General features: G+C 73.9%; 27 protein-coding genes, 1 tRNA gene and 1 pseudogene. 15 read left to right on the forward strand and 14 right to left on the reverse strand.

Annotated elements, in window-relative coordinates; translation table 11 throughout:
- Nucleotides 1-4: 4 nt before the first annotated feature.
- A complete protein-coding gene (locus ACIA8F_RS07100) occupies nt 5-814 on the forward strand; it encodes a class I SAM-dependent methyltransferase (RefSeq protein ID WP_399377219.1) in 810 nt (269 codons plus the stop codon).
- Nucleotides 815-833: 19 nt separating this feature from the next.
- Entirely contained in the window at nt 834-989 is a 156-nt protein-coding gene (locus ACIA8F_RS07105) for a hypothetical protein (RefSeq protein ID WP_399377220.1), read from the forward strand.
- Here the strand turns inward: ACIA8F_RS07105 and ACIA8F_RS07110 are convergent.
- From ACIA8F_RS07110 to ACIA8F_RS07120, 3 genes are read right to left on the reverse strand one after another with little or no spacing between them, the layout of a single operon-like run.
- Nucleotides 971-1,954 (reverse strand): acyl-CoA dehydrogenase family protein, encoded by a 984-nt coding sequence (locus ACIA8F_RS07110; RefSeq protein WP_399377221.1) that lies wholly within the window; start codon nt 1,952-1,954, stop codon nt 971-973. The genes ACIA8F_RS07105 and ACIA8F_RS07110 overlap by 19 nt on opposite strands.
- Nucleotides 1,954-3,099 carry an acyl-CoA dehydrogenase family protein gene (locus ACIA8F_RS07115; RefSeq protein ID WP_399377223.1) on the reverse strand — a complete coding sequence of 382 codons (1,146 nt, stop codon included), beginning with the start codon at nt 3,097-3,099 and terminating at the stop codon, nt 1,954-1,956. Before ACIA8F_RS07115 ends, ACIA8F_RS07110 begins: the two co-directional genes overlap by 1 nt.
- Entirely contained in the window at nt 3,099-3,953 is an 855-nt protein-coding gene (locus ACIA8F_RS07120; RefSeq protein WP_399377224.1) for an enoyl-CoA hydratase, read from the reverse strand. Before ACIA8F_RS07120 ends, ACIA8F_RS07115 begins: the two co-directional genes overlap by 1 nt.
- 45 nt (nt 3,954-3,998) lie before the next feature.
- Here ACIA8F_RS07120 and ACIA8F_RS07125 point away from each other — a divergent pair, with 45 nt between their 5' ends.
- Genes ACIA8F_RS07125 through ACIA8F_RS07140 form a run of 4 tightly spaced genes read left to right on the forward strand, consistent with a single transcriptional unit; the run spans nt 3,999 to nt 7,771 of the window.
- Nucleotides 3,999-5,147: an acyl-CoA dehydrogenase family protein gene (locus tag ACIA8F_RS07125; RefSeq protein ID WP_399377226.1), complete on the forward strand. Its 1,149-nt coding sequence runs from the start codon at nt 3,999-4,001 to the stop codon at nt 5,145-5,147.
- A gap of 5 nt (nt 5,148-5,152) precedes the next feature.
- Nucleotides 5,153-5,938 (forward strand): SDR family oxidoreductase, encoded by a 786-nt coding sequence (locus tag ACIA8F_RS07130; protein ID WP_399377346.1) that lies wholly within the window; start codon nt 5,153-5,155, stop codon nt 5,936-5,938.
- A 24-nt stretch (nt 5,939-5,962) separates the two neighbouring features.
- Nucleotides 5,963-6,598, forward strand: coding sequence for a TetR/AcrR family transcriptional regulator (locus ACIA8F_RS07135; RefSeq protein WP_399377227.1), 636 nt, complete (start codon nt 5,963-5,965; stop codon nt 6,596-6,598).
- A gap of 15 nt (nt 6,599-6,613) precedes the next feature.
- Entirely contained in the window at nt 6,614-7,771 is a 1,158-nt protein-coding gene (locus ACIA8F_RS07140) for an acetyl-CoA C-acetyltransferase (protein WP_399377228.1), read from the forward strand.
- Between the two features lie 124 nt (nt 7,772-7,895).
- On the opposite strand, the gene ACIA8F_RS07145 is transcribed toward ACIA8F_RS07140, so the two are convergent.
- Both ACIA8F_RS07145 and ACIA8F_RS07150 read right to left on the reverse strand, forming a co-directional pair.
- Nucleotides 7,896-8,243: a hypothetical protein gene (locus ACIA8F_RS07145; RefSeq protein WP_399377229.1), complete on the reverse strand. Its 348-nt coding sequence runs from the start codon at nt 8,241-8,243 to the stop codon at nt 7,896-7,898.
- Nucleotides 8,244-8,286: 43 nt separating this feature from the next.
- Nucleotides 8,287-8,604 carry a hypothetical protein gene (locus ACIA8F_RS07150; RefSeq protein WP_399377230.1) on the reverse strand — a complete coding sequence of 106 codons (318 nt, stop codon included), beginning with the start codon at nt 8,602-8,604 and terminating at the stop codon, nt 8,287-8,289.
- A gap of 67 nt (nt 8,605-8,671) precedes the next feature.
- Between ACIA8F_RS07150 and ACIA8F_RS07155 the strand changes: the two genes are divergently transcribed.
- Nucleotides 8,672-8,746: transfer RNA gene (locus ACIA8F_RS07155), tRNA-Asp, on the forward strand.
- Between the two features lie 21 nt (nt 8,747-8,767).
- Here the strand turns inward: ACIA8F_RS07155 and ACIA8F_RS07160 are convergent.
- The 3 genes from ACIA8F_RS07160 to ACIA8F_RS07170 are packed head-to-tail and all read right to left on the reverse strand — an operon-like array spanning nt 8,768 to nt 11,520.
- Nucleotides 8,768-9,658, reverse strand: coding sequence for an alpha/beta hydrolase (locus tag ACIA8F_RS07160; protein ID WP_399377232.1), 891 nt, complete (start codon nt 9,656-9,658; stop codon nt 8,768-8,770).
- A complete protein-coding gene (locus ACIA8F_RS07165) occupies nt 9,655-10,380 on the reverse strand; it encodes an SDR family NAD(P)-dependent oxidoreductase (RefSeq protein WP_399377347.1) in 726 nt (241 codons plus the stop codon). The genes ACIA8F_RS07160 and ACIA8F_RS07165 overlap by 4 nt, the downstream gene beginning before the upstream one ends.
- A gap of 9 nt (nt 10,381-10,389) precedes the next feature.
- The gene (locus tag ACIA8F_RS07170; RefSeq protein WP_399377233.1) at nt 10,390-11,520 is read right to left on the reverse strand and encodes an LLM class flavin-dependent oxidoreductase; all 1,131 of its coding nucleotides are present in this window, start codon (nt 11,518-11,520) and stop codon (nt 10,390-10,392) included.
- A 127-nt stretch (nt 11,521-11,647) separates the two neighbouring features.
- On the opposite strand from ACIA8F_RS07170, the gene ACIA8F_RS07175 reads away from it, so the two are divergent.
- Nucleotides 11,648-12,307 carry a helix-turn-helix transcriptional regulator gene (locus ACIA8F_RS07175; RefSeq protein ID WP_399377348.1) on the forward strand — a complete coding sequence of 220 codons (660 nt, stop codon included), beginning with the start codon at nt 11,648-11,650 and terminating at the stop codon, nt 12,305-12,307.
- A 47-nt stretch (nt 12,308-12,354) separates the two neighbouring features.
- On the opposite strand, the pseudogene ACIA8F_RS07180 reads toward ACIA8F_RS07175, so the two are convergent.
- Nucleotides 12,355-12,768, reverse strand: a pseudogene (locus ACIA8F_RS07180) (flavin reductase family protein); the annotation flags it as partial.
- 143 nt (nt 12,769-12,911) lie between these two features.
- On the opposite strand from ACIA8F_RS07180, the gene ACIA8F_RS07185 reads away from it, so the two are divergent.
- From ACIA8F_RS07185 to ACIA8F_RS07200, 4 genes are all read left to right on the forward strand, one after another.
- Entirely contained in the window at nt 12,912-14,561 is a 1,650-nt protein-coding gene (locus ACIA8F_RS07185) for a FadD3 family acyl-CoA ligase (protein WP_399377234.1), read from the forward strand.
- 11 nt (nt 14,562-14,572) lie between these two features.
- Nucleotides 14,573-15,856: an acyl-CoA dehydrogenase family protein gene (locus ACIA8F_RS07190; RefSeq protein WP_399377235.1), complete on the forward strand. Its 1,284-nt coding sequence runs from the start codon at nt 14,573-14,575 to the stop codon at nt 15,854-15,856.
- A 95-nt stretch (nt 15,857-15,951) separates the two neighbouring features.
- Nucleotides 15,952-16,680, forward strand: coding sequence for a VWA domain-containing protein (locus ACIA8F_RS07195; RefSeq protein ID WP_399377236.1), 729 nt, complete (start codon nt 15,952-15,954; stop codon nt 16,678-16,680).
- Between the two features lie 36 nt (nt 16,681-16,716).
- Complete coding sequence (locus tag ACIA8F_RS07200) at nt 16,717-17,238, forward strand: pyridoxamine 5'-phosphate oxidase family protein (RefSeq protein ID WP_399377237.1); 522 nt, start codon at nt 16,717-16,719, stop codon at nt 17,236-17,238.
- 30 nt (nt 17,239-17,268) lie between these two features.
- Here ACIA8F_RS07200 and ACIA8F_RS07205 read toward each other — a convergent pair whose 3' ends face one another.
- A complete protein-coding gene (locus ACIA8F_RS07205; protein ID WP_399377238.1) occupies nt 17,269-18,762 on the reverse strand; it encodes a glycoside hydrolase domain-containing protein in 1,494 nt (497 codons plus the stop codon).
- 109 nt (nt 18,763-18,871) lie between these two features.
- The gene (locus tag ACIA8F_RS07210; protein WP_399377239.1) at nt 18,872-19,366 is read right to left on the reverse strand and encodes a MarR family winged helix-turn-helix transcriptional regulator; all 495 of its coding nucleotides are present in this window, start codon (nt 19,364-19,366) and stop codon (nt 18,872-18,874) included.
- A gap of 96 nt (nt 19,367-19,462) precedes the next feature.
- Between ACIA8F_RS07210 and ACIA8F_RS07215 the strand changes: the two genes are divergently transcribed.
- The 3 genes from ACIA8F_RS07215 (at nt 19,463) to ACIA8F_RS07225 (ending at nt 21,581) form a co-directional block, all read left to right on the forward strand.
- Nucleotides 19,463-19,954 carry an SgcJ/EcaC family oxidoreductase gene (locus tag ACIA8F_RS07215; protein WP_399377240.1) on the forward strand — a complete coding sequence of 164 codons (492 nt, stop codon included), beginning with the start codon at nt 19,463-19,465 and terminating at the stop codon, nt 19,952-19,954.
- Nucleotides 19,955-20,061: 107 nt separating this feature from the next.
- Complete coding sequence (locus ACIA8F_RS07220) at nt 20,062-20,751, forward strand: SgcJ/EcaC family oxidoreductase (RefSeq protein ID WP_399377241.1); 690 nt, start codon at nt 20,062-20,064, stop codon at nt 20,749-20,751.
- On the forward strand, nt 20,748-21,581 hold the full coding sequence (locus ACIA8F_RS07225; protein WP_399377242.1) for an SDR family NAD(P)-dependent oxidoreductase: 834 nt from the start codon (nt 20,748-20,750) through the stop codon (nt 21,579-21,581). The genes ACIA8F_RS07220 and ACIA8F_RS07225 overlap by 4 nt, the downstream gene beginning before the upstream one ends.
- 15 nt (nt 21,582-21,596) lie before the next feature.
- Here the strand turns inward: ACIA8F_RS07225 and ACIA8F_RS07230 are convergent, their stop codons facing one another.
- The 3 genes from ACIA8F_RS07230 to ACIA8F_RS07240 all read right to left on the reverse strand — a co-directional run bounded on the left by ACIA8F_RS07230 (nt 21,597) and on the right by ACIA8F_RS07240 (nt 23,952).
- Nucleotides 21,597-22,685: a hypothetical protein gene (locus ACIA8F_RS07230; protein WP_399377243.1), complete on the reverse strand. Its 1,089-nt coding sequence runs from the start codon at nt 22,683-22,685 to the stop codon at nt 21,597-21,599.
- Entirely contained in the window at nt 22,682-22,888 is a 207-nt protein-coding gene (locus ACIA8F_RS07235; protein ID WP_399377244.1) for a hypothetical protein, read from the reverse strand. The genes ACIA8F_RS07230 and ACIA8F_RS07235 overlap by 4 nt, the downstream gene beginning before the upstream one ends.
- A gap of 158 nt (nt 22,889-23,046) precedes the next feature.
- Complete coding sequence (locus ACIA8F_RS07240) at nt 23,047-23,952, reverse strand: S41 family peptidase (RefSeq protein ID WP_399377245.1); 906 nt, start codon at nt 23,950-23,952, stop codon at nt 23,047-23,049.
- Nucleotides 23,953-23,963 lie beyond the last annotated feature (11 nt).

Here is a 23,963-nt window from a genome sequence, read left to right on the forward strand (position 1 = left end):
CTTCATGACAACCCAGCCGACGCGGACGGCTCCCCGCTCCCGGGCGCGGTCCTTCGACGGTGCCGCCGCTCTCTACGGGCGGCACCGGCCCGGTTATCCCGAGGCGCTGTACGACGCGGTCGAGGAGCTGGCCGGGCGCCGGTTCGCCGGGGCCCGGGTCGCCGACGTGGGTGCGGGGACCGGGATCGGGACGGCGCCGATGCACGCCCGGGGGGCCGAGGTGGTGGCGGTGGAGCCCGGGGACGGGATGGCCGCGGAGTTCCGGCGCACCCGGCCGGGGATCCCGCTCGTGCGCGGGGACGGGGACCGGCTGCCGCTGGCCGGGGCCGCCTTCGACTTCCTGACGTACGCCCAGGCCTGGCACTGGACGGATCCGGCGCGGTCCGTGCCGGAGGCCCGCCGGGTGCTGAAGCCCGGCGGGGCGCTGGCGATCTGGTGGAACGATCTGGACGAGTCGGCCGGCTGGGTCGCGGCGCAGGGCGAGCGGATCCGCGCCTTCTTCGGGGCGGACGGCCCGGGCGGCGCGGTCGCGGGCGGGGCCGGTGCGGTGGGCGGGACCGCCCAGACGCTGGGCTACCGCACGCTCCCGCGCGGCCTTGCCTCCGGTTTCGCCACGACGACCGTCCCGTGGTCCCGGCGGATCCCGCTGGAGGCGCACCTGGCGAACCTGGCCAGCCACTCCGCGTTCCTGCTGCTCGGCGAGGCCGGCACCCGGGAGTTCCTGGACGCCGAGCGGCAGCGGCTGGCTCCGGCGTTCCCGGACGGAGTGGTGGAGGAGCCGTACCTGGTCACCCTCAGCGTGGCCGTCATCTGAGACGGCCCGGCGCGGAGTGGTGGGTTCCGCCCCGGCAGCTCGGGTGAAGGCGGTGGTGTTCGGCGCCGCCGCCCTGGCGCTGGTCGCGCTCGGGCAGCGGCTGCCGGTCCTGTGGTTCGCGGTGATCGTGGTGGTGAACGCCGTGTCGGCGGCCTTCTACCGCAGCCGCTCCTGAAGCACCGCCGCCCGGCACTGCGCGGGGCTTCCCCAGGCGTCGCGCAGCGGGCGGGCCTTGCGCAGCCACAGGGAGAGGTCGAGTTCCTCGGTGTAGCCGACGGCTCCGTGGAGCTGGAGGGCGGTCAGCGCGGCCGCGTACGCCGCTTCGCCCGCGGTCAGCTTGGCCGCCGCGACCTCCCCGGGGTCCAGGGAGAGCGCGGCGGCCCAGAGCAGCGGCCGGGCGAACTCCAGGCCGAGCAGGGTGTCGGCGAGCCGGTGCTTCACCGCCTGGAAGCCGCCGATCGCGGTACCGAACTGCGTGCGCTGCTTCGCGTACTCCACGGTGCGGGCGAGAAGGGCCTCGCCGGTGCCGAGGCACTGGGCGGCGGTGAGCAGCCGGGCCCAGTCGGCGGCGTCCCGGGCCGCGGCGGTGACCGCCGGGCCGGTGGCGAGGAGTTCGCCGCCGCCGTCGGGGAGGGCGAGGCGGCGGGCGGGGTCGGTGGAGGTGCGCAGCGGTCCGGCGCCGGGGGCGAGGCGGAGCTCCCCGGCCGGGGAGACCGTGAAGAGGTGGGTGGCCGCGTCGGTGTCGAGGGCGTACGGGCCCCCGCCGGGCAGGGTGAGGGTGGCCGAGGTCTCTCCCGCCACGAGTCCGGGGAGGAACCGCTTGGCCAGTGTTCCGTCGCCGAGCCGGGTCAGGAGTACGGCGGCGGCCGCCGTTTCCACCACCGGGCCGGGGACCCCGGCGCGGCCCAGCTCCACGTATCCGAAGGCCATCTCCGCCGGGAGCAGGCCCATGCCCTCGTGGGCCTCGTCGGCCGCGAGGGCGAACAGTCCGGTGGCGGCGAGCCGCGCCCACAGGGCCTTGCCCGGGGTGTGGTCGCCCGCGCCCCAGGCCCGTACCGCCGCCGGGACGTCGGAGGCGGCGAGCAGGGTGCGCAGGGTGCGGGCGAAGTCGGACTGTTCCTCGGACGGCAGGAAGCGCATCAGCGGCGGCCCTTCGGGAGGCCGAGCAGCCGCTCGGCGATGATGTCGCGCTGGATCTCGTTGGTTCCCGCGTAGATGGGGCCGGCGAGGGAGAAGATCCACGGCTCGGCCCATTCCCCGTCGGCGAGTTCCGCGTCGGGGCCCAGCAGGTCGAGGGCGCTCTCGTGCAGGGCGATGTCGTACTGGGACCAGAACACCTTGTTCAGGCTGGACTCGGCGCCGATCGTCTCCCCGGCGGCGAAGCGGGAGGCGTTGGCCCAGGTGAAGAGCTGGTAGGCGCGGGCTCCGACGACCGCGTCGGCGACCCGGTCGCGCAGGGCGGTGTCGGCGGGGTCCCCGTGGCTCCGCCACAGGTCCACGAGCCGGTCGGCCGCGGCGAGGAAGCGGCCGGGGGCGCGCAGGGTCAGTCCGCGCTCGTTGCCGGTGGTGGACATGGCGATCCGCCAGCCCTGGCCGGGTTCCCCGATGACGTCCGCGTCGGGGACGTAGACCTCGTCGAGGAAGAGCTCCGCGAAGGCGGGCTTGCCGTCGAGGCGGCCGATGGGCCGCACGGTGACCCCGGGGGCGTGCAGGTCGAACATCAGGTAGGTGAGGCCCTGGTGGGGTTTGGGGGCGTCGGGGTCGGTGCGGAAGATGCCGAAGGCCCGGTCGGCGAAGGCGGCCCGTGAGGACCAGGTCTTCTGCCCGGTGAGCAGCCAGCCGCCCTCGGTGCGCACCGCGCGGGAGGTGAGGGAGGCGAGGTCGGAGCCGGATTCGGGCTCGGACCAGGCCTGGGCCCAGATCGTCGCGCCACTGGCCATGGAGGGCAGGATGCGGGCGCGCTGTTCCTCGGTGGCGTGGTCGAAGAGGGTGGGGGCGAGCAGGTTGATGCCGTTCTGCGAGACCCGGCCGGGTGCGCCGGCGGCCCAGTACTCCTCCTCGAAGACCAGCCAGTGCTCGATGCCGACGCCGCGGCCGCCGTACTCCTCGGGCCAGGAGACCACCGACCAGCGGGCGGAGTGCAGGAGCGCCTCCCATTCCCGGTGGGCTGCGAAGCCCACGCGGGTCTCCAGCGAGGGCAGGGGGGTGGCGGGCACGTGGGCGGCGAGCCAGGCGCGCGCCTCGGCCCGGAAGGCCTCCACGTCGGCCGCGTGGTTCAGGTCCATCAGCTGTTCGCCTCCTTCATGGCGGCGATGTTCATGCCGCCGAGCGAGTCCGCCGCCGTCTCGGCGTTGTGGGCGTGGGCGAGGTGGTGCAGGCCGAAGACGGAGTCCATGCCGGTGTGCAGGCCCTGGAGGTCCTCGGCCTGATTGACGGCCCGCTTGGTGAGGGCGAGTCCGAAGGAGGGCATCTCGGCGATGCGCAGGGCGAGCCGGTCGGTGGCCGCGGCCAGTTCGGTCCGCTCGACGACGCGGTTGACCATGCCGATCTCGTGGGCCCGGCGGGCGGGCATCCGGTCGCCGGTGTAGAGGAACTCCTTGGCGATGCGCGGGGGCATGGCCCAGGGGTGGGCGAAGTACTCGACGCCCGGGATGCCCATGCGGACGACGGGGTCGGCGAAGAAGGCGTCCTCGCTGGCCACGATCAGGTCGCAGACCCAGGCGAGCATCAGCCCGCCGGCCACGCAGGCGCCGTGGACGGAGGCGATGACGGGCTTGGGCAGTTCGCGCCAGCGCCGGCACATGCCGAGGTAGACCTCGGATTCGCGGGCGAAGCGGGATTCGGCTCCGGAGCGCTGGGAGTGGTCCCACCACAGGCCCGCCCGGCGTTCGAAGGGCAGGTGCGCGTCGCGTTCGGGGGTGCCGATGTCGTGGCCCGCCGAGAAGTGCTCGCCGGCCCCGGCCAGGACGAGGACCTTGACCGCGGGATCGTCGGCGGCCCGGTAGAAGGCGTCGTCGAGGGCGTAGGTCATCGCGCTGTTCTGGGCGTTGCGGTACCGGGGGCGGTTCATGGTCACGTACGCGACCGGGCCGCGGCGCTCGTAGAGCACGGGGGTTTCGTCGGGCGTCTCTTCGGGCATCCCTGATCCTTCCCTAACAAGTGTTTGGTAGGTTAACGTACGGGCATGAGCAGCGTCGAGGAGTTCCGCACCGAGGTTCGGAGTTGGCTGAAGGCCCACCTCACCGGCGAGTTCGCCGCCCTCAAGGGCCGCGGCGGACCGGGCCGGGAACACGAGGCCTTCGCCGAACGCCTCGCGTGGGAGCGGCATATGGCGGCGCACGGCTGGACCTGCGTGGGCTGGCCCGTCGCGTACGGGGGCCGGGGCGCGAGCACGGCGCAGCAGATCGCCTTCCACGAGGAGTACGCGCTCGCCGACGCGCCCGCCCGCGTCAACCACATAGGGGAGCAGCTCCTCGGCCCCACCCTCATCGCGCACGGCACCGAGGAGCAGCGGCGGCGCTTCCTGCCGCCCATCCGGGCCGTGGAGGAACTGTGGTGCCAGGGCTACAGCGAGCCCGACGCCGGCTCGGACCTGGCGAACATCCGCACCCGGGCCGCCCTGACGGACGGCGCGTGGGTGGTGGACGGCCAGAAGATCTGGACCTCCCTGGCCCACGAGGCGCAGTGGTGCTTCGTCGTCGCCCGCACCGAGCCCGGCTCCCGCCGGCACGCCGGGCTCTCCTACCTGCTGGTCCCGATGGACCAGCCCGGGGTGGAGGTCCGGCCCATCGTGCAGCTGACCGGGACCTCCGAGTTCAACGAGGTCTTCTTCGACGGGGCCCGCACCGACGCCGCCCACGTGGTCGGCGCGCCCGGAGAGGGCTGGGCCGTCGCCATGGCCACCCTCGGCTTCGAGCGCGGCGTCTCCACCCTCGGCCAGCAGGTCGGCTTCCGCCGCGAGCTCGAAGACCTGGCCGCACTGGCGCGGCGCAACGGGGCGATCGCCGATCCGCTGATCCGCGACCGGCTCGTGCGGGCCTGGATCGGCCTGGAGACCATGCGCGCCTCCGCGCTGCGGCCCGGGGTCGCCCCGTCCACGGCCAAGCTGTACTGGGCCCGCTGGCACCGGGACCTCGGCGAACTCGCCATGGACGTCTGCGGAGCCGCCTCCCTCCTCGCGGCCGGGGCGCACGGGGACCCGTACGACCTCGACGACTGGCAGCGGCTCTTCCTCTTCTCCCGCGCCGACACCCTCTACGCCGGCTCCGACGAGATCCAGCGCACCATCGTCGCCGAGCGCATCCTCGGCCTTCCCAAGGAGGTACGGGCGTGAACCCGATCGGCAACGCACCCCAGTACGTGTCCGGACACGGGCTGCTGGCCGGCCGGAGCGCCGTGATCACCGCGGCCGCCGGCGCCGGCATCGGCGGGGCCACCGCCCGCCGCTTCCTGGAGGAGGGGGCCCGCGTCCTCATCGGCGACGCGCACGCCCGCCGCCTCAAGGAGAGCGAGGAGGCGCTGGCCGCGGAGTTCGGCGCGGACCGGGTCGCCTCCCTGCCCTGCGACGTCACCGACGAGGAGCAGGTGGGCGCCTTCTTCGCGCTCGCCGAGCGGCTCCACGGCCGCCTCGACCTCGTCGTCAACAACGCCGGGCTCGGCGGCACGGCGCACCTCGTCGACATGACCGACGACCAGTGGTCGCGCGTCCTCGACGTCACCCTGAACGGCACCTTCCGCTGCACCCGCGCCGCGATGCGCGCGATGAAGGCCTCCGGAACGGGCGGGGTGATCGTCAACAACGCCTCCGTCGTCGGCTGGCGCGCCCAGACCGGGCAGGCCCACTACGCCGCCGCCAAGGCCGGGGTGATGGCGCTGACCCGCTGCTCGGCGCTGGAGGCCGCGGAGTTCGGCGTACGGATCAACGCGGTCGCGCCGAGCCTGGCCATGCACCCGCACCTGGTGAAGGTCACCAGCGAGGAGCTGCTCACCGAACTCACCGCCCGCGAGGCCTTCGGCCGGTACGCCGAGCCCTGGGAGGTCGCCAACGTCATCGTGTTCCTTGCCAGCGGCTACTCCTCGTACATGACGGGCGAGACCGTGTCGGTCAGCAGTCAGCACGCGTAGGCGACCTGTGACGAGAATGGCCGGGTGCCAACGAACAAGCCGATCGCATCGACGGCCAAGAAGAAGCCCCAGGTGACGGCGTCGCCCGAACGCCGCCGCGAACTCCTCGACACCGCCGCCGAGGTTTTCGCCGCGCAGGGCTACAACGCCACCACCGTCCGCAAGATCGCCGACGCCGCCGGCATGCTCGCCGGCAGCCTCTACTACCACTTCGATTCCAAGGAATCGATGCTCGACGAGATCCTCTCCGCCTTCCTGACCGAGCTGTGGGAGGGGTACGACACCGTCCTCGCCGCCGGTCTCGGCCCCAGGGAGACCATCGAGGCCCTCGTCACCGAATCGTTCCGGGAGATCGACCGGCACCGTGCCGCGGTCGCCATCTACCAGAAGGAATCCCGGACCCTGTCGGTCCAGCCCCGCTTCCACTACCTCTCCGACTCGCAAGTCAAGTTCGAGAAGGCGTGGCTGGGGACGCTGGAGCGCGGGGTCGCGGACGGCATCTTCCGCGCCGACCTGGACATCCGCCTCACCTACCGCTTCGTGCGCGACACGGTGTGGGTGGCGGCGTCCTGGTACCGGCCGGGCGGCCAGCACAGCCCCGAGGAGATCGCCCGCCAGTACCTCTCGATGGTCCTGGACGGCATCGCCACACGCACGTAACCCTGAGGAGTTCTGATGCCCGAGGCCTACATAGTCGAAGCGGTACGCACCCCCGTGGGGCGGCGCAAGGGAGGCCTGTCCGAGGTCCACCCGGCCGACCTGGGAGCGCACGTGCTCAAGGCACTCGTCGAACGGTCCGGGATCGACCCGTCGGCCGTGGAGGACGTGGTCTTCGGCTGCCTCGACACGGTGGGACCGCAGGCCGGCGACATCGCCCGGACGGCCTGGCTGGCGGCGGGACTCCCCGAGGAGGTGCCGGGGGTCACCATCGACCGCCAGTGCGGCTCCTCGCAGCAGGCCGTGCACTTCGCGGCGCAGGGAGTCATGTCCGGCACCCAGGACCTGGTGGTCGCCGGCGGCACCCAGAACATGTCCATGATCCCCATCGCCTTCGCCTCGCGGCAGGCGGCGGAGCCGCTCGGCTTCACCGAGGGCCCCTACCTGGGCTCGGAGGGGTGGCGGGCCCGTTACGGGGACTCCCCCGTCAACCAGTTCTACGGAGCCCAGCTGATCGCCGAGAAGTGGGGCATCTCCCGCCTCGACATGGAGGAGTTCGCCCTGCGCTCCCACCAGCGGGCGCTGCGCGCGATCGACGAGGGCCGCTTCGAGCGGGAGATCGTGCCGTACGGGGCGGTGTCGGTGGACGAGGGCCCGCGCCGCGACACCACCCTGGAGAAGATGGCGGGGCTCAAGCCGGTCATGGAGGGCGGCACCATCACGGCGGCGGTCTCCTCCCAGGTCTCGGACGGCGCGGCGGCGATGCTGCTGGCTTCGGAGCGGGCCGTACGGGAACACGGGCTGCGCCCGCGGGCCCGCATCCACCACCTCTCGGTGCGCGGCGAGGACCCGATCCGCATGCTGTCGGCGCCGATCCCGGCGACGGCGTACGCCCTGAAGAAGACGGGCATGTCCCTGGCCGACATCGACCTGGTCGAGATCAACGAGGCCTTCGCCCCGGTGGCCCTGGCCTGGCTGAAGGAGACGGGCGCGGACCCGGAGCGGGTCAACGTCAACGGCGGCGCGATCGCCCTGGGACACCCCCTCGGCGCGACGGGCGTCAAGCTGATGACGACCCTGCTCCACGAACTGGAGCGCACGGGCGGCCGCTACGGCCTCCAGACCATGTGCGAGGGCGGCGGCCAGGCCAACGTCACCATCATCGAGCGGCTGTAGCCTCCGGCATCCAGCCTCGCCGGCGTTTGAGGCGCGGGGTCCGGGGCGGAGCCCCAGAAGGGGTCCGGGCACAGCCCGGGGAACGGGCGAAGGGCGGGTAGGGGAAAAGCCCCTCCCGCCCCGCTCACGCGTGGAACTCGCGCACCACTTCGATCCGCCCCACGATGTGCGCGTTGAACTCGTCCAGCTCCTCCGCCGGAACCCACAGCTCCAGGATGGTCTCCCCGCCGGCCTGCCGGACCGGGTACCGCTCCAGGAACGCCGAGTCCACCTCGAACCGCGTCACATAGCCGGACCCGCTGTGCTTGACGTTCCAGTCACTGGCGATGCGGACCGCGTAGTCCTCGTTCAGCACCGGATAGAAGATCGGCTGCTCGGGCAGTCGCGGCGGCCAGGCCCGCCAGTCGAGGTCGCGGACCAGGCCGAGCTCCACCGGGCCCGTCGGGCGCCACAGGGTCGTAGTAGGGGACATGGGCGCAGCGTAGGCGGGTGGCAACGGCTGCGACCAGCGGTTTTCAGGTGCGCGAGAGGCGGGTCAGGGAGACCGTCTGGGTCAGGACCAGGGCGCCGGTCAGGAGCTGCCAGAGGAGCGGGTCGGCGGCGTCCAGGGCTTGGGCCGCGGACAGGGCGATCGCCACCGCGCCCAGCGCGAGCACGATCCGGTGGACGAAGCCGGCTTCGGTGCCGTGGGGCAGTCCGGACACGAGCGCGACCAGGGCCAGCAGCACCGGCAGCCAGTGCGACTGGGAGCCGCGCATCAGCAGAGCGGCGGCGAACTCCGCTGCGAGGGCCAGGGAGTTGCGCACCAGGGCCCCCGGGGCCGATATCGACATGCGCACATCATGCCGGGGGTATTCGGATGCGCGTCCGGCGGGGCCGGGACTAGGATCCGGGGCAAGGGCTGGGTCGTAGCACAGAGGTAGTGCGCCTACACATCATGGAGGAGGACGCCGGTTCGAATCCGGCCGCCCAGCCCCCTTCCCCCTCACCTCTCCCCTACTTCGCGGCCGTCGCCGCGATCCACGCCCCCGCCGCCCCGATCGCCGAGGCCGCCGCGGGCAGCGGCAGGCCGAGGAAGCCGTGGAACACCCCGGGGACCAGGTGGATACCGCAGTCGACTCCCGACTCGCCCAGCCGGCGCCCGTAGGCCAGGCCCTCGTCCCGCAGGACGTCGCAGTCGGCCAGGACCAGCAGCGTGCGCGGCAGCCCCGAGAGGTCGGGGGCCCGCAGCGGGGAGACGTGGGGGTGCTCCGGGTCGCCGCCGTACTGGTCCCAGTACCAGGCCATGTGCGCGGCCGTGTGGAAGTACCCCTCCCCGAACTCGGCCACCGAGGGGTGTCCCATCGAGGCGTCCAGCGGCGGGTAGAAGAGGAGCTGGCCGGCGATGAGCCCGGGGGCCCGCAGGGCGGTGACGGCCGCGAGGTTGCCTCCGCTGGAGTCTCCGGCGACGACCAGCCGCGCGGGGTCGCAGCCCAGCGCGGCCGCCCGGGCCCGGGCCCACAGCAGCACCGTCAGCGCGTCGTCGGGCGCGGCCGGCCAGGGGTGCTCGGGCGCGAGGCGGTAGTCCGCGGAGACCACCACCGCGCCCGAGGCCACGGCCAGGGCCCGGCACAGCGCGTCGTGGGTGTCGGGGCCGCACATGACCCAGCCCCCGCCGTGGAGGAACACCACCAGCGGGCGCCCCCCGGCGCCCGGGGCCGGGTCGTAGATCCGGACGGGGACCCCGTCCGCGACCGCGTCCCGTAAGGAGGCCACCTCCGGGCCGCCGCCCGGGGAGGCGGAGGCCGCCGCCCGCAGGGCCGCCGCGTCCCCCGGCCCGGGGAAGTGGGCCGCCATCGCGTCGCAGAGCCGGCGGGCCGCCGGGGACAGGGAGCCGGCGCCGCTCATCGCGCGGTCATCCCGCCGTCGACCGTGAACTCCGCGCCCGTGATGTACGAGGAGCCGTCCGAGCAGAGGAACAGGACGAGCTCCCCGACCTCCTCGGGCCGTCCGATCCGCCCCAGCGGCAGGTGCGACCAGTCCCGCCCCGCGACGGCCTCGCTGACCATCGGGGTGTCGATCGCCCCCGGATGCACGGAGTTGATCCGGATCCGGTCCCGCGCCAGGTCCAGCGCGGCCGACTTGGTCAGCCCGCGCAGGGCGAACTTGCTGGAGCCGTACGCCGCGTGGCCCGGGATGCCTACCAGTCCGGCGGTGGAGGAGACGTTGACGATCGAGCCGCCCCCGCCGGCGCGCAGTACCGGGGCCACCGCCTGGATGCCGAGGAACGGCCCGAGCAGGTTGACCCGCAGGAGGGCCTCGAAGTCCGCCAGGCCCTGGCGCTCCACGTGGGCCGTGCGCCACAGCGCGGCGTTGTTGACGAGGGCGGAGACCGTCCCGAAGGCCCGTACGGCCTCGCGGACCACCTCCGCCCAGCTGTCGGCGTCGGCCACGTCGTGGCGGACGTAGAGGCCCCGGTCGCCGAGGGAGGCGGCGACCTCGCGGCCCTCCTCCTCCCGGATGTCGGTGACGACGACCCGTGCTCCGGCCTCGGCGCACAGCCGGGCCTCGGCGGCGCCCTGGCCGCGTCCGGCGCCGGTGATGACGACGACCTTGCCGTCGAGGGAGATGCTCACGGGTCAGCCTTCCAGGGCACGGAAGTGCGGGATGACCGTTTCGCCCCACTGGCGGATGGTCTCCATGCAGGCCTCCTGGGGGACGGTGCCCATCTGGATCAGGCACATGACCTCGTCGACGCCGATCTCGCGCAGCTGCTCGACGTAGGCGATGGCCGTCTGGGCGTTGCCGTAGGCATGCTCGGCGTTGTAGGTGCCGGTGTCTATGGGGCGGGCCGGGATGTTCGCCTCGTGGAGCTTGGCGACCAGCTCCTGGCGGCCCTTGTCCAGCGCGGCCACGTGCTCCTCGGCGGTCTCGTCCTCGGAGTAGCCCGTCGGCTCGGGGGCGTTGCCGTACCAGTGGGCGATGGACTCGGCGAAGAAGCGCTGGCCGCGGGTGCCCAGGCGCAGGGCGCGTTCGGCGTCGTCGAGGACGATGGTGGGGCAGAGCGCGGAGAGGTGGTCGTTGACCTCGGTGGAGACGAAGCGGTCCCCGCTGCGGGTGGCGATGGCCTCGTCGTAGACCTTGCGCATGGTGCGGACGTCGTCGGCGCCGGCGAAGCCCATGACGAGGGCTCCGATGCCCAGTTCGGCGGCGAGCTTGAGGGTGTCGTGCTTGGAGCAGGCCATGAAGAGCGGCGGGTGCGGGTCCTGGACCGGCCGGGGCAGGATCGCGCCGGGGCCGATGTCGATGGAGCCGTGCCACTCGAACTCCTCCTCCCGCCAGGCGGAGGAGAAGATCCGCAGCGCCTCTTCCATCTGCGGGTAGGTGTCCTCGGGGCGGACCCCGTACATGGACATCTCCTGGCGGGTGGCCCCGCGTCCGGCGCCGATGTCCACGCGGCCGCCGGAGAGCACGTCGAGCATGGCGGCGCGTTCGGCCACGCGCACGGGGTGCTGGTAGCCGAAGGGCATGGTGACGACGCCGTGGCCGATGCGGATCTTCTCGGTCCGGGCGGCGACCCAGGTCAGGAAGATCTCGGAGGCGCTCATGTGGGCGTACTGGGTGAGGGAGTGGTGTTCCACGGCCCAGATCCGGTCGAAGCCCATCTCCTCGGCGAACACGGCCTGTTCGACGCAGTCGTGGATGACCTGGCGCTCGCGTGCGGGCGTCGGGTCGACGAGCTGCGCCTCGAAGATCATCGAGAACTTCACGGGGTGCCTCCCAGCCGTGCGCTGTGCACGGCACATCGGTGATGTATTTCGAATAGGAATACTTCTAGCAGTCATATTGGGTTGGGGGAAGAGCCACCACGAGGACCGGCCGCGGACCGGTCGTAGACTGCGCTGCGTGACCAACGAGGCGGCAGAAGACACGAACGGGCGCACGCTCCCCGCGACCAGCTGGGCGGTGCTCGGGCTGCTCTCCTTCGGGGAGGAGCTCTCCGGTTACGACCTGAAGAAGTGGTCGGACTGGTCGCTGCGCTTCTTCTACTGGAGCCCGTCCTTCAGCCAGATCTACAGCGAGCTCAAGCGGCTGGAGAAGGCCGGCTACGCCTCTTCGCGGATGGTCGCCCAGGAGACCGGCAGCCGCGACAAGCGGGTCTACCGGATCACGGACGAGGGCATGACGGCCGTACGGCGCTGGGCGCGCGAGGCACCCGTCGACCCGCCGGTGCTCAAGCACGGGCCGATGCTGCGGCTGTGGCTGGGCCACCTGCTGGAGCCGGAGCAGATGCGCGAAGTCCTCGTACAGCACCAGGAGTTCGCGGAGAAGATGCGGCGGCGCGCGGTGGCCGACGCGGACGGGGCCCGGGAAGAGGCCGCGTGGGCGTACCCGACGCTCACCCTCAAGTGGGCGGAGCGGTACTACGCCTCCGAGCGCGACCTGGCGGCCGCCATGCTGGACGACATCGCCGCGCTGGCGAGCGGGCGCACGGCGGACCCCGCACCGGATCCCGCACCGGACCCCGCCCCGGGCACGCCCGGCAAGCGCCCGTAGGTGCGCCGGAAGTAGAGCAGCGGCGCGCCTTCGCGGTGCGCCGTCAGGGCGGTGACCCGGCCCAGCGCGATGGCGTGGTCGCCGCCGTCCAGGACCGCCTCCAGATCGCATGCGACGGTGGCGAGGACCCCGTCCAGCAGCGGTGCGCCGTTGCCGCCGGCCCGCCAGGGGACCCCGGCGAACTTGTCGCCCCCGGTGACGGCGAACCGGCGGCACAGTTCCTGCTGGTCGGCGGCGAGGATGTTGACGGCGAAGGCTCCGGCCGCCTGGATCCGGGGCCAGGTGGTGGACGTGCGCGCCGGGCAGAAGCAGACCAGCGGCGGGTCCAGGGACACGGACGAGAAGGACTGCACGGCCATCCCGACGGGACGGCCGTCGGCTCCGCGCGCCGTGATGACGGCGACGCCGGTGCAGAAGCTGGACAGGACCGACTTCATGGCGGACACGACTTCCTCCCTCATGGGAACCCCCTGATTATTTCTACTAGGTATATGCCTAACCGAAACACCTGTGATTGGATACCGCCCACGCTCGCTCGTCAAGTAGGGAGGGTCCGATGCCACCACCACCCCCGCCTCAGCCACAGCCACAGCCACAGCCCCGGTTGCAGCCGCAGCCGCCCGGCACGCTCGCCCGGCTCCCCGAGTACGCCGCCGCCGCGTACGGGGAGCGCGAGGCGCTCGCCGACGGAGAGGTCCGCTGGACCTTCGCCCGCCTCGCCGCCGAGATCTCCGCGGCCGCCCGCGCCGCCATCGCCCACGGCATCCGCCCGGGCGACCGGGTCGCGATCTGGGCCCCCAACAGCCGCCACTGGATCACCGCCGCCCTCGGCGCGGTCGGCGCCGGAGCCGTCCTCGTACCGGTCAACACCCGCTACAAGCCCGCCGAGGCCGCCGACATCATCCGGCGCAGCGGCTCCCGCGTCCTGCTCACCGAGCGCGGGTTCCTCGGTACCGACTACGCCCGTGACCTGCACGCCTCCGGCGAAGACCTCGGGGCGCTCGCCTCGACCGTGATCCTGCGCGACGGACGCGAGGGGGTGCGCGAGGGTGCGCGCGAGGGGGACGGCGGCGCAGGGCCCGGCGGCGCAGGGCCCGGCGGCCCGCCCGGGGCCGTCTCCTGGGAGGCGTACCTGCGGGCCGGCGAGGAGGTCCCCGACGCCGAGCGCGCCGCACGCGGGGCCGCCGTGCGCCCCGAGGACCTCAGCGACATCCTCTACACCTCCGGCACCACCGGCCGCTCCAAAGGCGTCATGACCACCCACGGCCAGACCCTCCGGCTCTACGCCTCCTGGTCCGGCCTCGTCACCCTGCGCCCCGGCGACCGGTACCTGCTGGTCAACCCCTTCTTCCACACCTTCGGCTACAAGGCCGGGGTGCTCGCCTGCCTGCTGCGCGGGGTCACCATGCTCCCCGAGGCGGTCTACGACACCGACCGCATCCTGCACCGCATGGCCGCCGAGCGCGTCACCTGCCTGATGGGCCCGCCGACCGTCTTCCACGGCCTGATCCGCCACCCCGCGCGGGCCGCGCACGACCTGTCCGCGCTGCGCCTGGCCGGCACCGGAGCCGCCTCGGTGCCCGCCTCCCTCGTCGAGGAGATCCGCACCGAACTGGGGGCGCCCGACGTGTTCACCGCGTACGGGCTCACCGAGTCCGGCGGGGTCGTCTCCGTCTGCCCCACCGACGCCGATGCCCGGACCCTCGCCCACACCGTCGGCCCGCCACTGCCGGACACCGAGGTACGGATCACCGACCCGCTCGGCGCGGTGCTGCCCGCCGGGGAGCCGGGCGAGGTGCAGGTCCGCGGCTACCACGTCACCCCCGGCTATCTGGACGACCCGGCGAGCACCGCGGACGCCGTCCTGCCCGGCGGCTGGCTGCGCACCGGGGACATCGGCGTGCTCGACGGGCGGGGCTACCTCTCCATCACCGACCGGCTGAAGGACATGTACGTGGTCGGCGGGTTCAACGCCTACCCGGCGGAGGTGGAGAACGTGCTGCTGACCCACCCCGCCATCACCGACGCGGCGGTCGTCGGCGCCCCCGACGAGCGGCTCGGCGAGGTCGGGGTGGCCTACGTCGTCACCACCGGGCCGGTCACCGCCGAGGAGCTGACCGCCTGGACCCGGGAACGGCTGGCCAACTTCAAGGTGCCGCGCCGGTTCACCCGGCTGGCGGAACTCCCGCGCAACGCGGGCGGCAAGCTGCTGAAGACGGAGCTGCGCCGCGCGGCGCGAGGGGAGTCGGCATGAAGGGGGTCGGCATGAGCGGAGCCGGCACGAGCGGGGTCGGCACGGGCCTGCTGGAGCCGACCGCGGAGCACGGGGAACTCCGGGACGCGGTACGGGCGGTCCTGGCCCGCCACCCCGGCCACGCGGCCTGGGCTCCGCTGACGGCGCAGATCGGCGCGGCCGCGCTGGCGGTCCCCGAGGAGTACGGCGGGCTGGGCTGCGGTCCGGCCGAGGTCGGGGTGGTCATGGCGGAACTGGGGCGCGCGCTGAGCCCCGTACCGTACCTGGGCTCGGCGGTGCTGACCACAGGGGCCCTGCTCGCGTCCGGTGACCGGGAGGCCTGCGCGAAGCACCTGCCGCAGCTGGCGGAGGGGACGGCCGTGGGGGCCCTGGCCTGGGCGGAGGATCCGGGCGACGGACCGGCGCCCCGCAAGGCCGGCGCGGGCTCGCGGGCGAGCAGCGGCTCCGGCGTGGAAGCCGGGGCAGGCGCGGAAGCCGGGGCGGGCTCGGAAGCCGGGGCAGGCGGCCCTCGCGGGAGCTGGGAGGCCCACGAGCTCACGGCCCGGGCCGAGCCGGCGGGCTCCGGCTGGGTGCTCACGGGCAGCAAGCGGTACATCCTGGCTGGCCCGGCGGAACCGTCCCTGCTGCTGGCCTTCGCCAGGACGGCCCCGGTCCCGGGCGCAGCCGGCGGGCCCGGGGCCGGAGCCAGTAACGGCACCGGACCAGGCCGGGGCCACGGACCGCTCGGGCTGTTCGAACTCCTCGCCCCGCCGGCGGCCTTCACCGTACGGTCCACCATGGACCTCACCCGGCCCCTCGCGGAGCTGACCCTGGACCGGACCCCGGCCCGGCTGCTGTCGGCCGACGGGGCCGGGGTCCTCGCCCGGGTCCGGGACCTGGCCTGCACGGCGCTGGCCGCCGAGCAGGCGGGCGCGGCGGCCCGGGCGCTGGAGGCGACGGTCCGGTACGCGAAGGAGCGGGTGCAGTTCGGGCGGCCCATCGGCTCCTTCCAGGCGGTCAAGCACCGGCTGGCCGACCTGCACACCGCGGTGGAGGGAGCCCGCTCGCTCGCGCTCGCGGCGGCCGCCGCCGACGCGGACCCGGACCTGGCGGCCGCCGCCCGGTCCGCCTGCTCGGAGGCCTTCGCGTACGTGGCGGGCGAGATGATCCAGCTGCACGGGGGCATCGGCATCACCTGGGAGCACGAGGCGCACGAGTACTTCAAGCGGGCCCACGGCTCGGCCCTGCTCTTCGGCTCCCCCGCAGCCCACCGCGAACGGCTGGCGGCCCGGCTGGGGTTCCTCCCGGCCGGGTGACGCGGGGGCGGGTTACGCGGGGGCGGGTTACGCGGGGGCGGGCCGGGCCCGGGAAGCAGCGGCGCGCAGCGCGCGGGCTGTCGTACGCTCGGCCCATGACGGGCAGCGCGATGGACCTCCGGAAGATCGAAGAGACCGCCCCGGCGCTGGTGAGCCTGTACAAGAGCGCCGGGACCTCGCTGCGCACCCACGGTCTGGAGGGCGGCCGGGCGGCGGTCTACCTGGTGCTCGACTACTCCGGCTCCATGCGCCCGTACTACGACGACGGCAGCGTGCAGGCCCTCGCCGACCGGGTGCTGGGGCTGTCGGCGCACCTGGACGACGATGCCCGCGTGCCGGTCGTGTTCTTCTCCACGGAGGTCGACGCGGTCGAGGAGATCTCCCTGGCCGGCCACGAGGGGCGGGTCACCGCCATCGCCGCCGGCCTCGGCCACATGGGCAAGACGGCCTACCACGCGGCGATGGACGCGGTGATCGACCACTACCTGGACTCGGGATCCACGCTCCCCGCGCTCGTGGTCTTCCAGACCGACGGCGGCCCCATCAACAAGCTCGCCGCCGAGCGGTACCTGTGCAAGGCGGCCCGGCTGCCGCTCTTCTGGCAGTTCGTCGGCTTCGGGAACACCCGCAGCTCACAGTTCGACTTCCTGCGGCGGCTGGACGAACTGCCCGTCCCGCAGAAGCGGGTGGTGGACAACGCGGGCTACTTCCACGCCGGCCCGGACCCGCGGACCCTAGCGGACTCGGAGCTGTACGACCGGCTGGTCGGGGAGTTCCCGGGGTGGCTGGCGGCGGCCCGGGCGGCGGGAATCGTGCGCGCCTGAGCGGCGGGTGGGAGCGCCTCGCGCTTTGATGGAGCTATGACGACGAACAACTGGGCCGTATTCGAAAAGGCGGAACCGGAATTCGCGGGGGCCGTCCGGGCCCGCTTCGCGCAGTTCCCGCACCACGTCCTGGCGACCCTGCGCAAGGACGGCTCCCCGCGCGCGACCGGGCTGAACGTCGAGATCCGCGGCGGCGAGCTGTGGCTGGGCATGATGCCGGGTTCGATGAAGGGGAAAGACCTGCGGCGCGATCCCCGCTTCGCCCTGCACACCAACCCGGGCGCGGGCGAGACGATGCCCGACGGGGACGTGCGGATCGCCGGGCGGGCGGTGGAGATCGTGGAACAGCCCGAGCTCCACCGGTACGCGGAGGAGGCCGAGGAGAACGACACCCCGCACCCCTTCGACCTGTTCCGCGCCGAGCTGACGGAGGTGGTCCACGTCGGGGTGGAGGGCGACGACCTGGTGGTCCGCTCGTGGACCCCGGAGCACGGACTGCGCACCCTGCGCCGGGGCAACGACGACGAACCGGCCCGCGAGGAGCCTGCGGCGGGCTGAACCGGGGGCTCGCCCCAGGGTCTCCCCCCTCTAGACCCTGGCCGGGTTCTTCGCCGGGGCGGCCGCCGGCGAACCGGCGGGCGCCTTGACCGGGAGTTCGACCGGGAGCTTGAGCGGAAGCTTGGCCGGGGACGTGGCCGGGATCTTGGCGGGGGCCTTGCGGGACTTCGCGGGAGCCTTCTTGGTCTTGCCCGGGGCCTTCGGGGCCTTCGAGGGCTTCGGGGCCTTCGGCGCCTGGGCCTTGGCCGGCGTCAGGGCGCCGACGTCCAGCCAGCTCCGGTCGATGTTGAGCGTCACGTCCCCGTACGTGGCGTCGTGGTCGCCCCGGAACTGGTGGGCGCGGCGGCCCCCCGTCCACTGGCCGGTCCCGGCGGGGAGCCCCAGGTCGGCGTCGGTGACCGAGGCCGATCCGTTCCAGCGGGCCACCCACAGCACGTCGGGCATGGCCTCCGGGGCCTGGGCGTAGTGGGCGCTCAGCGCCTTGGCCCCGGAACTCGCCGAGACGTAGGCGGCGGCCCCGTAGCCCAGTTCGTGCAGCCGGACCGTCCAGGCCGTGAGGTAGGCGACGACCGGGGCGTCCCAGGTGGCCCGGTCCGTGTAGTTCTCCAGGTCGTTGTAGAGGACCGTGCCCCCGGCCATGCCCAGGGCCGCGGCCGCGTGGGCCGCGCCCTCGGCCTCGGCCCGGCCCTGCTCGTCGGCCTCCGAGGGGTCGGTGGAGAGCCCCGTGGAGGAGCTGTTCCAGGGCTGGGGCCCCACCCAGATCGGCATCAGGTGCCAGCCCGCCCCGGCCTGCCGGCTCACCCAGCCCGCGGTGAGCTGCGGCTGGGCGCAGGCGCGGGCACGGCCGCCGATGTAGACGCCGACGGCTCCGAAGGGCGAGTCGGCCCGCCACGCGTCCATGGTGCGCTGGGTCGGGGCCGTGCAGGCGTCGAACCCCTCGCCGGTGAAGGGGGTCTGGACGGTCGTACGGGACCCTCCGCCGATGACGCCGACCGGATCGACGGGGACCGGGCCGGGGGCGGCCGGGGGTGTGAGGGCGCGGGCCCGGGTGAGGACGGAGCGGACGGCCTCGGGGGTGGACCCGTAGGAGACGGTGGCCATCACCCCGGCGCGGCGCAGGGCGTAGCGGATCTCGTTGCTGTCGCCCCGGACCTTGGGCAGGGGGTCGCCCTCCTCGCCTCCGACCGTGGGGATGTCGGCGCGCGGCGGGGCCCCGTCGAGCGGCTCCAGGTGCAGGGTGTCGGCGCGGGGGGCCGCGGCGCGGGCGGCTCCGCATTCGCCCTGGGCGCCGGCGTGCCCGAGGTAGAGGGTGGGCACGTCGAGGCGCAGGCAGGCGCCGGGGTGGCGGTCGAGGTCGACGACCCGCCAGTCGGCGGGGACGGTGAGGCGCAGCCCGCGGTAGTCGACGGTGCGGCCGTCGGCGCCGGCGCCGGTGCCGGTGTGGCTCTCGGCGGCCCCGAGGGGGACGGGGGCGAGCAGCGCGGCACCCAGCAGGCAGCTCAACATCATGTGGGAGGGGAGCATGTGACCCACTGTTACCAGAAGGTCCGGGGGTTGACGCAGAGGCACGAGAGCCCGCCGTCACCTGTTGACGGGACGGCCGCACCGCTCCGCGGCCACCCCCCTCGCTCCCCTACTCGGCCGCCGGCCGGCCCTTGCTCCGGCGCGGGGCGGTGCCGGCGCGGATCTCCTCCGTGGCCGCGCGGAACGCGGGTGCGGCGCGGGCGAAGTAGTCGAAGAGCAGGGCCTGCTGCTCGGGGGTGTAGGAGCCGATCACGGCCGCGATGTGCCGGCGGGCCGGTCCGACCACGCCCTCGATGCGGTCCAGCGCGTCCGGTACGGGTTCCACGATGACCCGCCGCCGGTCCCCCGGATCGGCGGCCCGGCGGGCGTAACCGGCCCGTTCGAGGCGGTCGATGAGCCGGGTCGTCGCGCCGGTGGTGAGGCCGGTGCGCGTGGCGAGCTCTCCGGAGGACAGGCCCCCTTCCAGGGTGATGAGGCTGAGTGCGTACCACTCGGAGGTGTGCAGTCCGGCCGCCTCGGCGCTGGCCAGCCCCTGGAGGCCGACGGCGTCGAGGTACTGCCGGAAGACCGTGTGCGCGTCCGCGCCGCCGCTGCCTGTTGCCATTCCCGGGATCTCCTCCTACATTTATATCTGCACGCATGCAGATACTGCTTTCAATCAGTATCTGCCTCAGTCTAACCAATTGGGGAGTGGTCCGTCATGCAGCAGTCCACCAGCGAGTCCCCCGGCGAGTCCACGAGCGGTTCCGCCGCCGCCGTCCGGACCGTGCTCGACCGGCTCGTCGCCGCCTGGGAGCAGCACGACGCCGAGGCGTACGGCGAACTGTTCACCGAGGACGCCACGTACATCACCTACGTCGGCACCTACTACCGGGGCCGCCGCGACATCGTGGAGAGCCACCGCACCCTCTTCGCCGGGTTCCTCAAGGGCACCCGGCTGGCCGACGAGATCCTCGACGTCCGCTTCTACGGACCGGGCGTGGCCGTGGTCAACGGCCGCGGGGACACCTACAAGGGCAAGCGCCCGGCGAAGCTCACCAAGATCCAGACCTACACCCTCGTCCGCGACGCGGACGCCGGGCCGGACGCGCCGTGGCGGATCGCCGCCTTCCAGAACACCCGGCGCAAGCCCCTGATGGAGGCCGTGTCCTACCGGTTCGCCCCGGGCCTCGTCCCGGCCGCCGATCGGTGACCGCGCACCCGGGCCACTCGGCCTCCCCTGTCCCTGCCCCTGTCCCTGTCCCTGACCCGGCCCCTGACCCGGCCGGCGCCACCCGGACGACCTTACGGAGAGCCCGCATGACCACCGCCCAGCTCCAGGACCCCGCCACCGCCACGGACGCCGCCCCGGCGGCCCCGCCCGTACCCCGCCCCCGCTCCCGGCGGCGCACGCTCAAGCGGGCCCTGACCGGCGCCGCGCTCGCCCTGGGCCTCACGGCCGGGGCCGGCTACCTGTGGCTCGACGCCACCTCGGAGGTCAAGGCCACCGGCTCCGCCGCCTGCACGGCCGTCACCGCGACGGGCGCCGGTACCGGCACGGGTACGGGTACGGGCGACCGCGACGCCGTCTGCGCCGTGCTGGCCTCGCTCGCCGGGGCCTGGGGCGCCGCCGACGCCGACGCGTACGGAGCCCTCTTCACGCGGGACGCCACGTACACGACGTACGTCGGCACCCACTACCAGGGCCGCGGCGACATCACCGAGGCCCACCGGGCCCTCTTCGGCGGCTTCGTCAAGGGCACGAAGCTGGCCGACTCGGTCCTGGGCATCCGCTTCCTCGGCCCCGACGCGGCCGTGGTGACCAGCCGCGGCGACACCTACGAGGGCGGCCGGCCCGCGGAGCTCTCGAAGGTCCAGACGTACACGCTGACCCGCGAGAGCGACGGACGGTGGCGGATCGCCGCCTTCCAGAACACCCAGCGGCAGCCGGTCATGGAGCGGGCCTCCTTCCTGCTCTCGCCCGGCACGGTGCCCGGAGCCGAGAAGTGACGGCGCGCACCGCCCTGGTCACCGGGGCCAGTTCGGGCATCGGCCGGGCCTTCGCCCGCGAACTCGCCGCCGCCGGCTGGACCGTGACCGCCGTGGCCCGGGGCGAGGACCGGCTTCGCGCGCTGGTCGCGGAACTCGGCCCCGGCCCCGGCCCCGGTCTCGGCCCCGGTCTCGGCCACCGCCACCTGGCCGCCGACCTCTCGACGCCCGAGGGCCGGGAACTGGTCGCCGCCGAGCTGCGCCGACACCCCGTCAACCTGCTGGTCAACAGCGCCGGCACCGCCCATCACGGCCCCTTCGCCCCGGCCGACCCGCGCGAGGCCCTCGCCGCCACGCGCCTGGGCTGCGACGCCGTCGTCACACTGGCGCACGCCTTCCTCGCCGGAGCCCGACGCGGCGACGCCCTCATCAACGTCTCCTCGACCCTCGGCAGCGCCCCGGCGCCCGGCCTCGCCGTCTACAGCGCCGGCAAGGCCTTCGTGACCGCCTTCTCCGAGGCCCTCTGGCACGAGCAACGCCCCCTCGGGGTGCGGGTCATGGCCCTCTGCCCCGGCCCCACCGGCGACACGACGGCAGCGGCGGAGGCAGCGCCGCAGACAGCGGCAGAGGCAGAGGCAGCGGCGATGCCCCTGCCCGCGGCCCCGCCCCGTCGGCACCAGGACGCACCTGCGGCCCTGGTCCAGAGCCCGCGGGCCGTCGCACGCACCGCCCTGCGGGCCCTGGAGCGCCGCAGTCGCCCCACCGTCGTCCCCGGGCGCGCGAACGCCCTCTTCATCCTCGCCGCGCGCCTGCTCCCGCGCCGGGTTATCCTCGCGCTGCTCAGCCGCTAGGGGGCCCCCGCCGCGCTACTCCCCCTGTTCCCGGAAGGCCGGCAGGGCGAAGATCCGTTCCTTCCCCGCCTCGTCCATGAGCTCGACGAGGGGCAGCACCAGCTCCCACAGGTCCTGCTTGTCGACCTCCCGTACGAGGCCTTCGAGCTCCGCGTCGCCCAGCCCGGCGGCGGCATCGGCCACCACCTTGCGCGCCTCCTCCGGCAGGACGCCGACCAGCGGCAGGAAGGCGCCCCACAGTGCGGTCGCCACGACGGCCCGTACCACTCCGGCCAGGACGAGCGGGTCCCGCAGGGAGTCCAGCCGGGCCACCGCGAGCCGGTCCTCCTCGCCGAGCAGCGCCACGAGCGGGAGCAGGGACTCCCACAGCCCCTCGGCATGCGTCACCCGTACGAGCGAATCGAGCTCGGCCGGACCCAGGCGGGCGGTGAGTTCCGCGATCCGCAGCCGCTGGTCGCCGCCGACCATCGCGGCGACGCCGAGGGCCTCCTCCCAGAGCCCCTCGGCGGCAGCGGCCCGTACGACCGCGCCGAGGCGGTCGTCGCCCATGAGCTCCAGGATCCGGGGCAGCCGCTCGGGCAGGTCGACGTAGAAACCGGCGCGCAGCACCACCGCGTCGTCGACCTGGTCGAGGATCCGGCGGAGCACCTGGTCCCGCATGTGGCCGACGAACCGGCCCATGGTGAGGTGGTCGCGGTTCTCGGCGAGGGTGGTGGCGATGCGTACGACGAGCCCCTCGTCGAGCCGGTCCACGATCCCGGCGATCTTCCGCGGGTCCAGGTGTCCGCAGGCCTCGGCGGTGAAGGAGACGGGCAGCTTCTCGATGATGGCGGCGGCCCGGCCCGCCTCCAGCCGGCCGGCCACGCCGGCGGCCAGCCGGGGTCCGAGCGCCTTCTGCGAGATGGCGGCCGCGACCCCGGCCGGCACCAGTTTGGTGGCGGCGGCGATCCGGTCGAGCATCTCGGGTGCTCCGTCGTTCAGCACCCCGCTGACCTGCTCGCGGAAGGCCCGTACGTCCTCGTCCGGCAGCCCGCGCAGGAAGCCGAGCTCCGCGGCGTCCGCGCCCACCAGCCGGGCGATCTTCTCCACTTCGGCGCGGCTCACCGGAACAGCACCTTGCGCACGGCCCCGCGCGCGAGGGCGGGGACCAGCCCCAGCGCCTCCTCTGCGGCCCGGTTCAGCCCTTCGGCCTGGCGCGCCCGCTCCGCTTTGAGCGCTTCGGCGAGCCGCGCGAGCTCCCCGGCAGCCAGCTCCTCGAACGAAGCGGGCGGGCGGACTCCGCCCAACTCTCCGCTCAAACGGCCCATTTCCTCATCTGTACGCACGGGACGACCTCCCACACCAGAGACGACACGACGGCTCGCGTCGAGCGTGGGCCCGAATTGACTAATAGTCAATACTCACGGGTAGGGTCGGCCGGAGCTGTCCGCGCGGGGCCGGCGGCGATGCCATGCCCTGGACGGGGTCAGCCGGCCAGCCGGGCGAGGGCCAGCGCGTGGGCGCGGTCGAGGGCGTCCGCAGCGGCGCACGGAACGTCCGGCTGCACGCCGACGCCCTCCCAGTTCGTGCCGGAGACGGGGTTGACGGCGCGGCCGAAGGGGACGGTGACCTCCAGGTGCGGGTGCACCGTCCAGCCCTTGCACGGGTGGGCCCCGCCGCGGGTGCTCTCGCCGACGACCACGGCGCGGCCGAGCTGCTGGAGGTCGTACGCCAGCTCCTCTGCGGCGGAGAAGGAGCTGTCGCTGGTCAGCACGTACAACGGCTTGCTGCCGCCGAAGCGCTCGCCGGGAACGTACGGCAGGCTCCAGGACTGCTCCCTGCGCTCGCCGCCGCGCCAGTGCATGGTGTTGAGGTGGGTGCGCTCGTCGAGCAGGTGGCTGCAGACGAAGGCGACCGTGTCCGGGTCGCCGCCCCGGTTGGCGCGGAGGTCGACGATCAGAGCCCGGGCGCGGGAGGCCAGGGTGAGCGCGGCGCCCAGCGGTTCGGCGGCCCACTCCAGCGGGAACAGCATCGGCGCCAGCTCCACCACGGCGACCCCTCCGTCGAGCAGCTGCACCCGGGGCGCACCGCCGAGCGAGGTGTCGAAGTCCCTGCGCATGGCCTGCAGGGTGGCCCCGTCCTGCTTCGCGGGCACCGGATCCGCGTGGTGCTTCAGCCTCAGGTGCCGGTCGCCGTTGACGGATTGCAGGTCCGCGGTGACCAGACGGGCGAGCTCCTCGGCGTCGTCGACCCCGTAGGCCCCCTCGGCGAGGCGGCGTCGCAGCAGATCGGCGAGCTGCTCGGCTATCTCGGGGAAGACGTAGTGCTCGGTCAGGAGCCGGACCGTCTCGTCGACGACCGGGGCCGGCGCAAGCTTCGTTGAATTCGTCATGGCAGGGAGTA

It is taken from the genome of Streptomyces sp. NPDC051563 (genome assembly GCF_044454225.1).
In the GTDB taxonomy this organism is placed as follows: domain Bacteria; phylum Actinomycetota; class Actinomycetes; order Streptomycetales; family Streptomycetaceae; genus Streptomyces.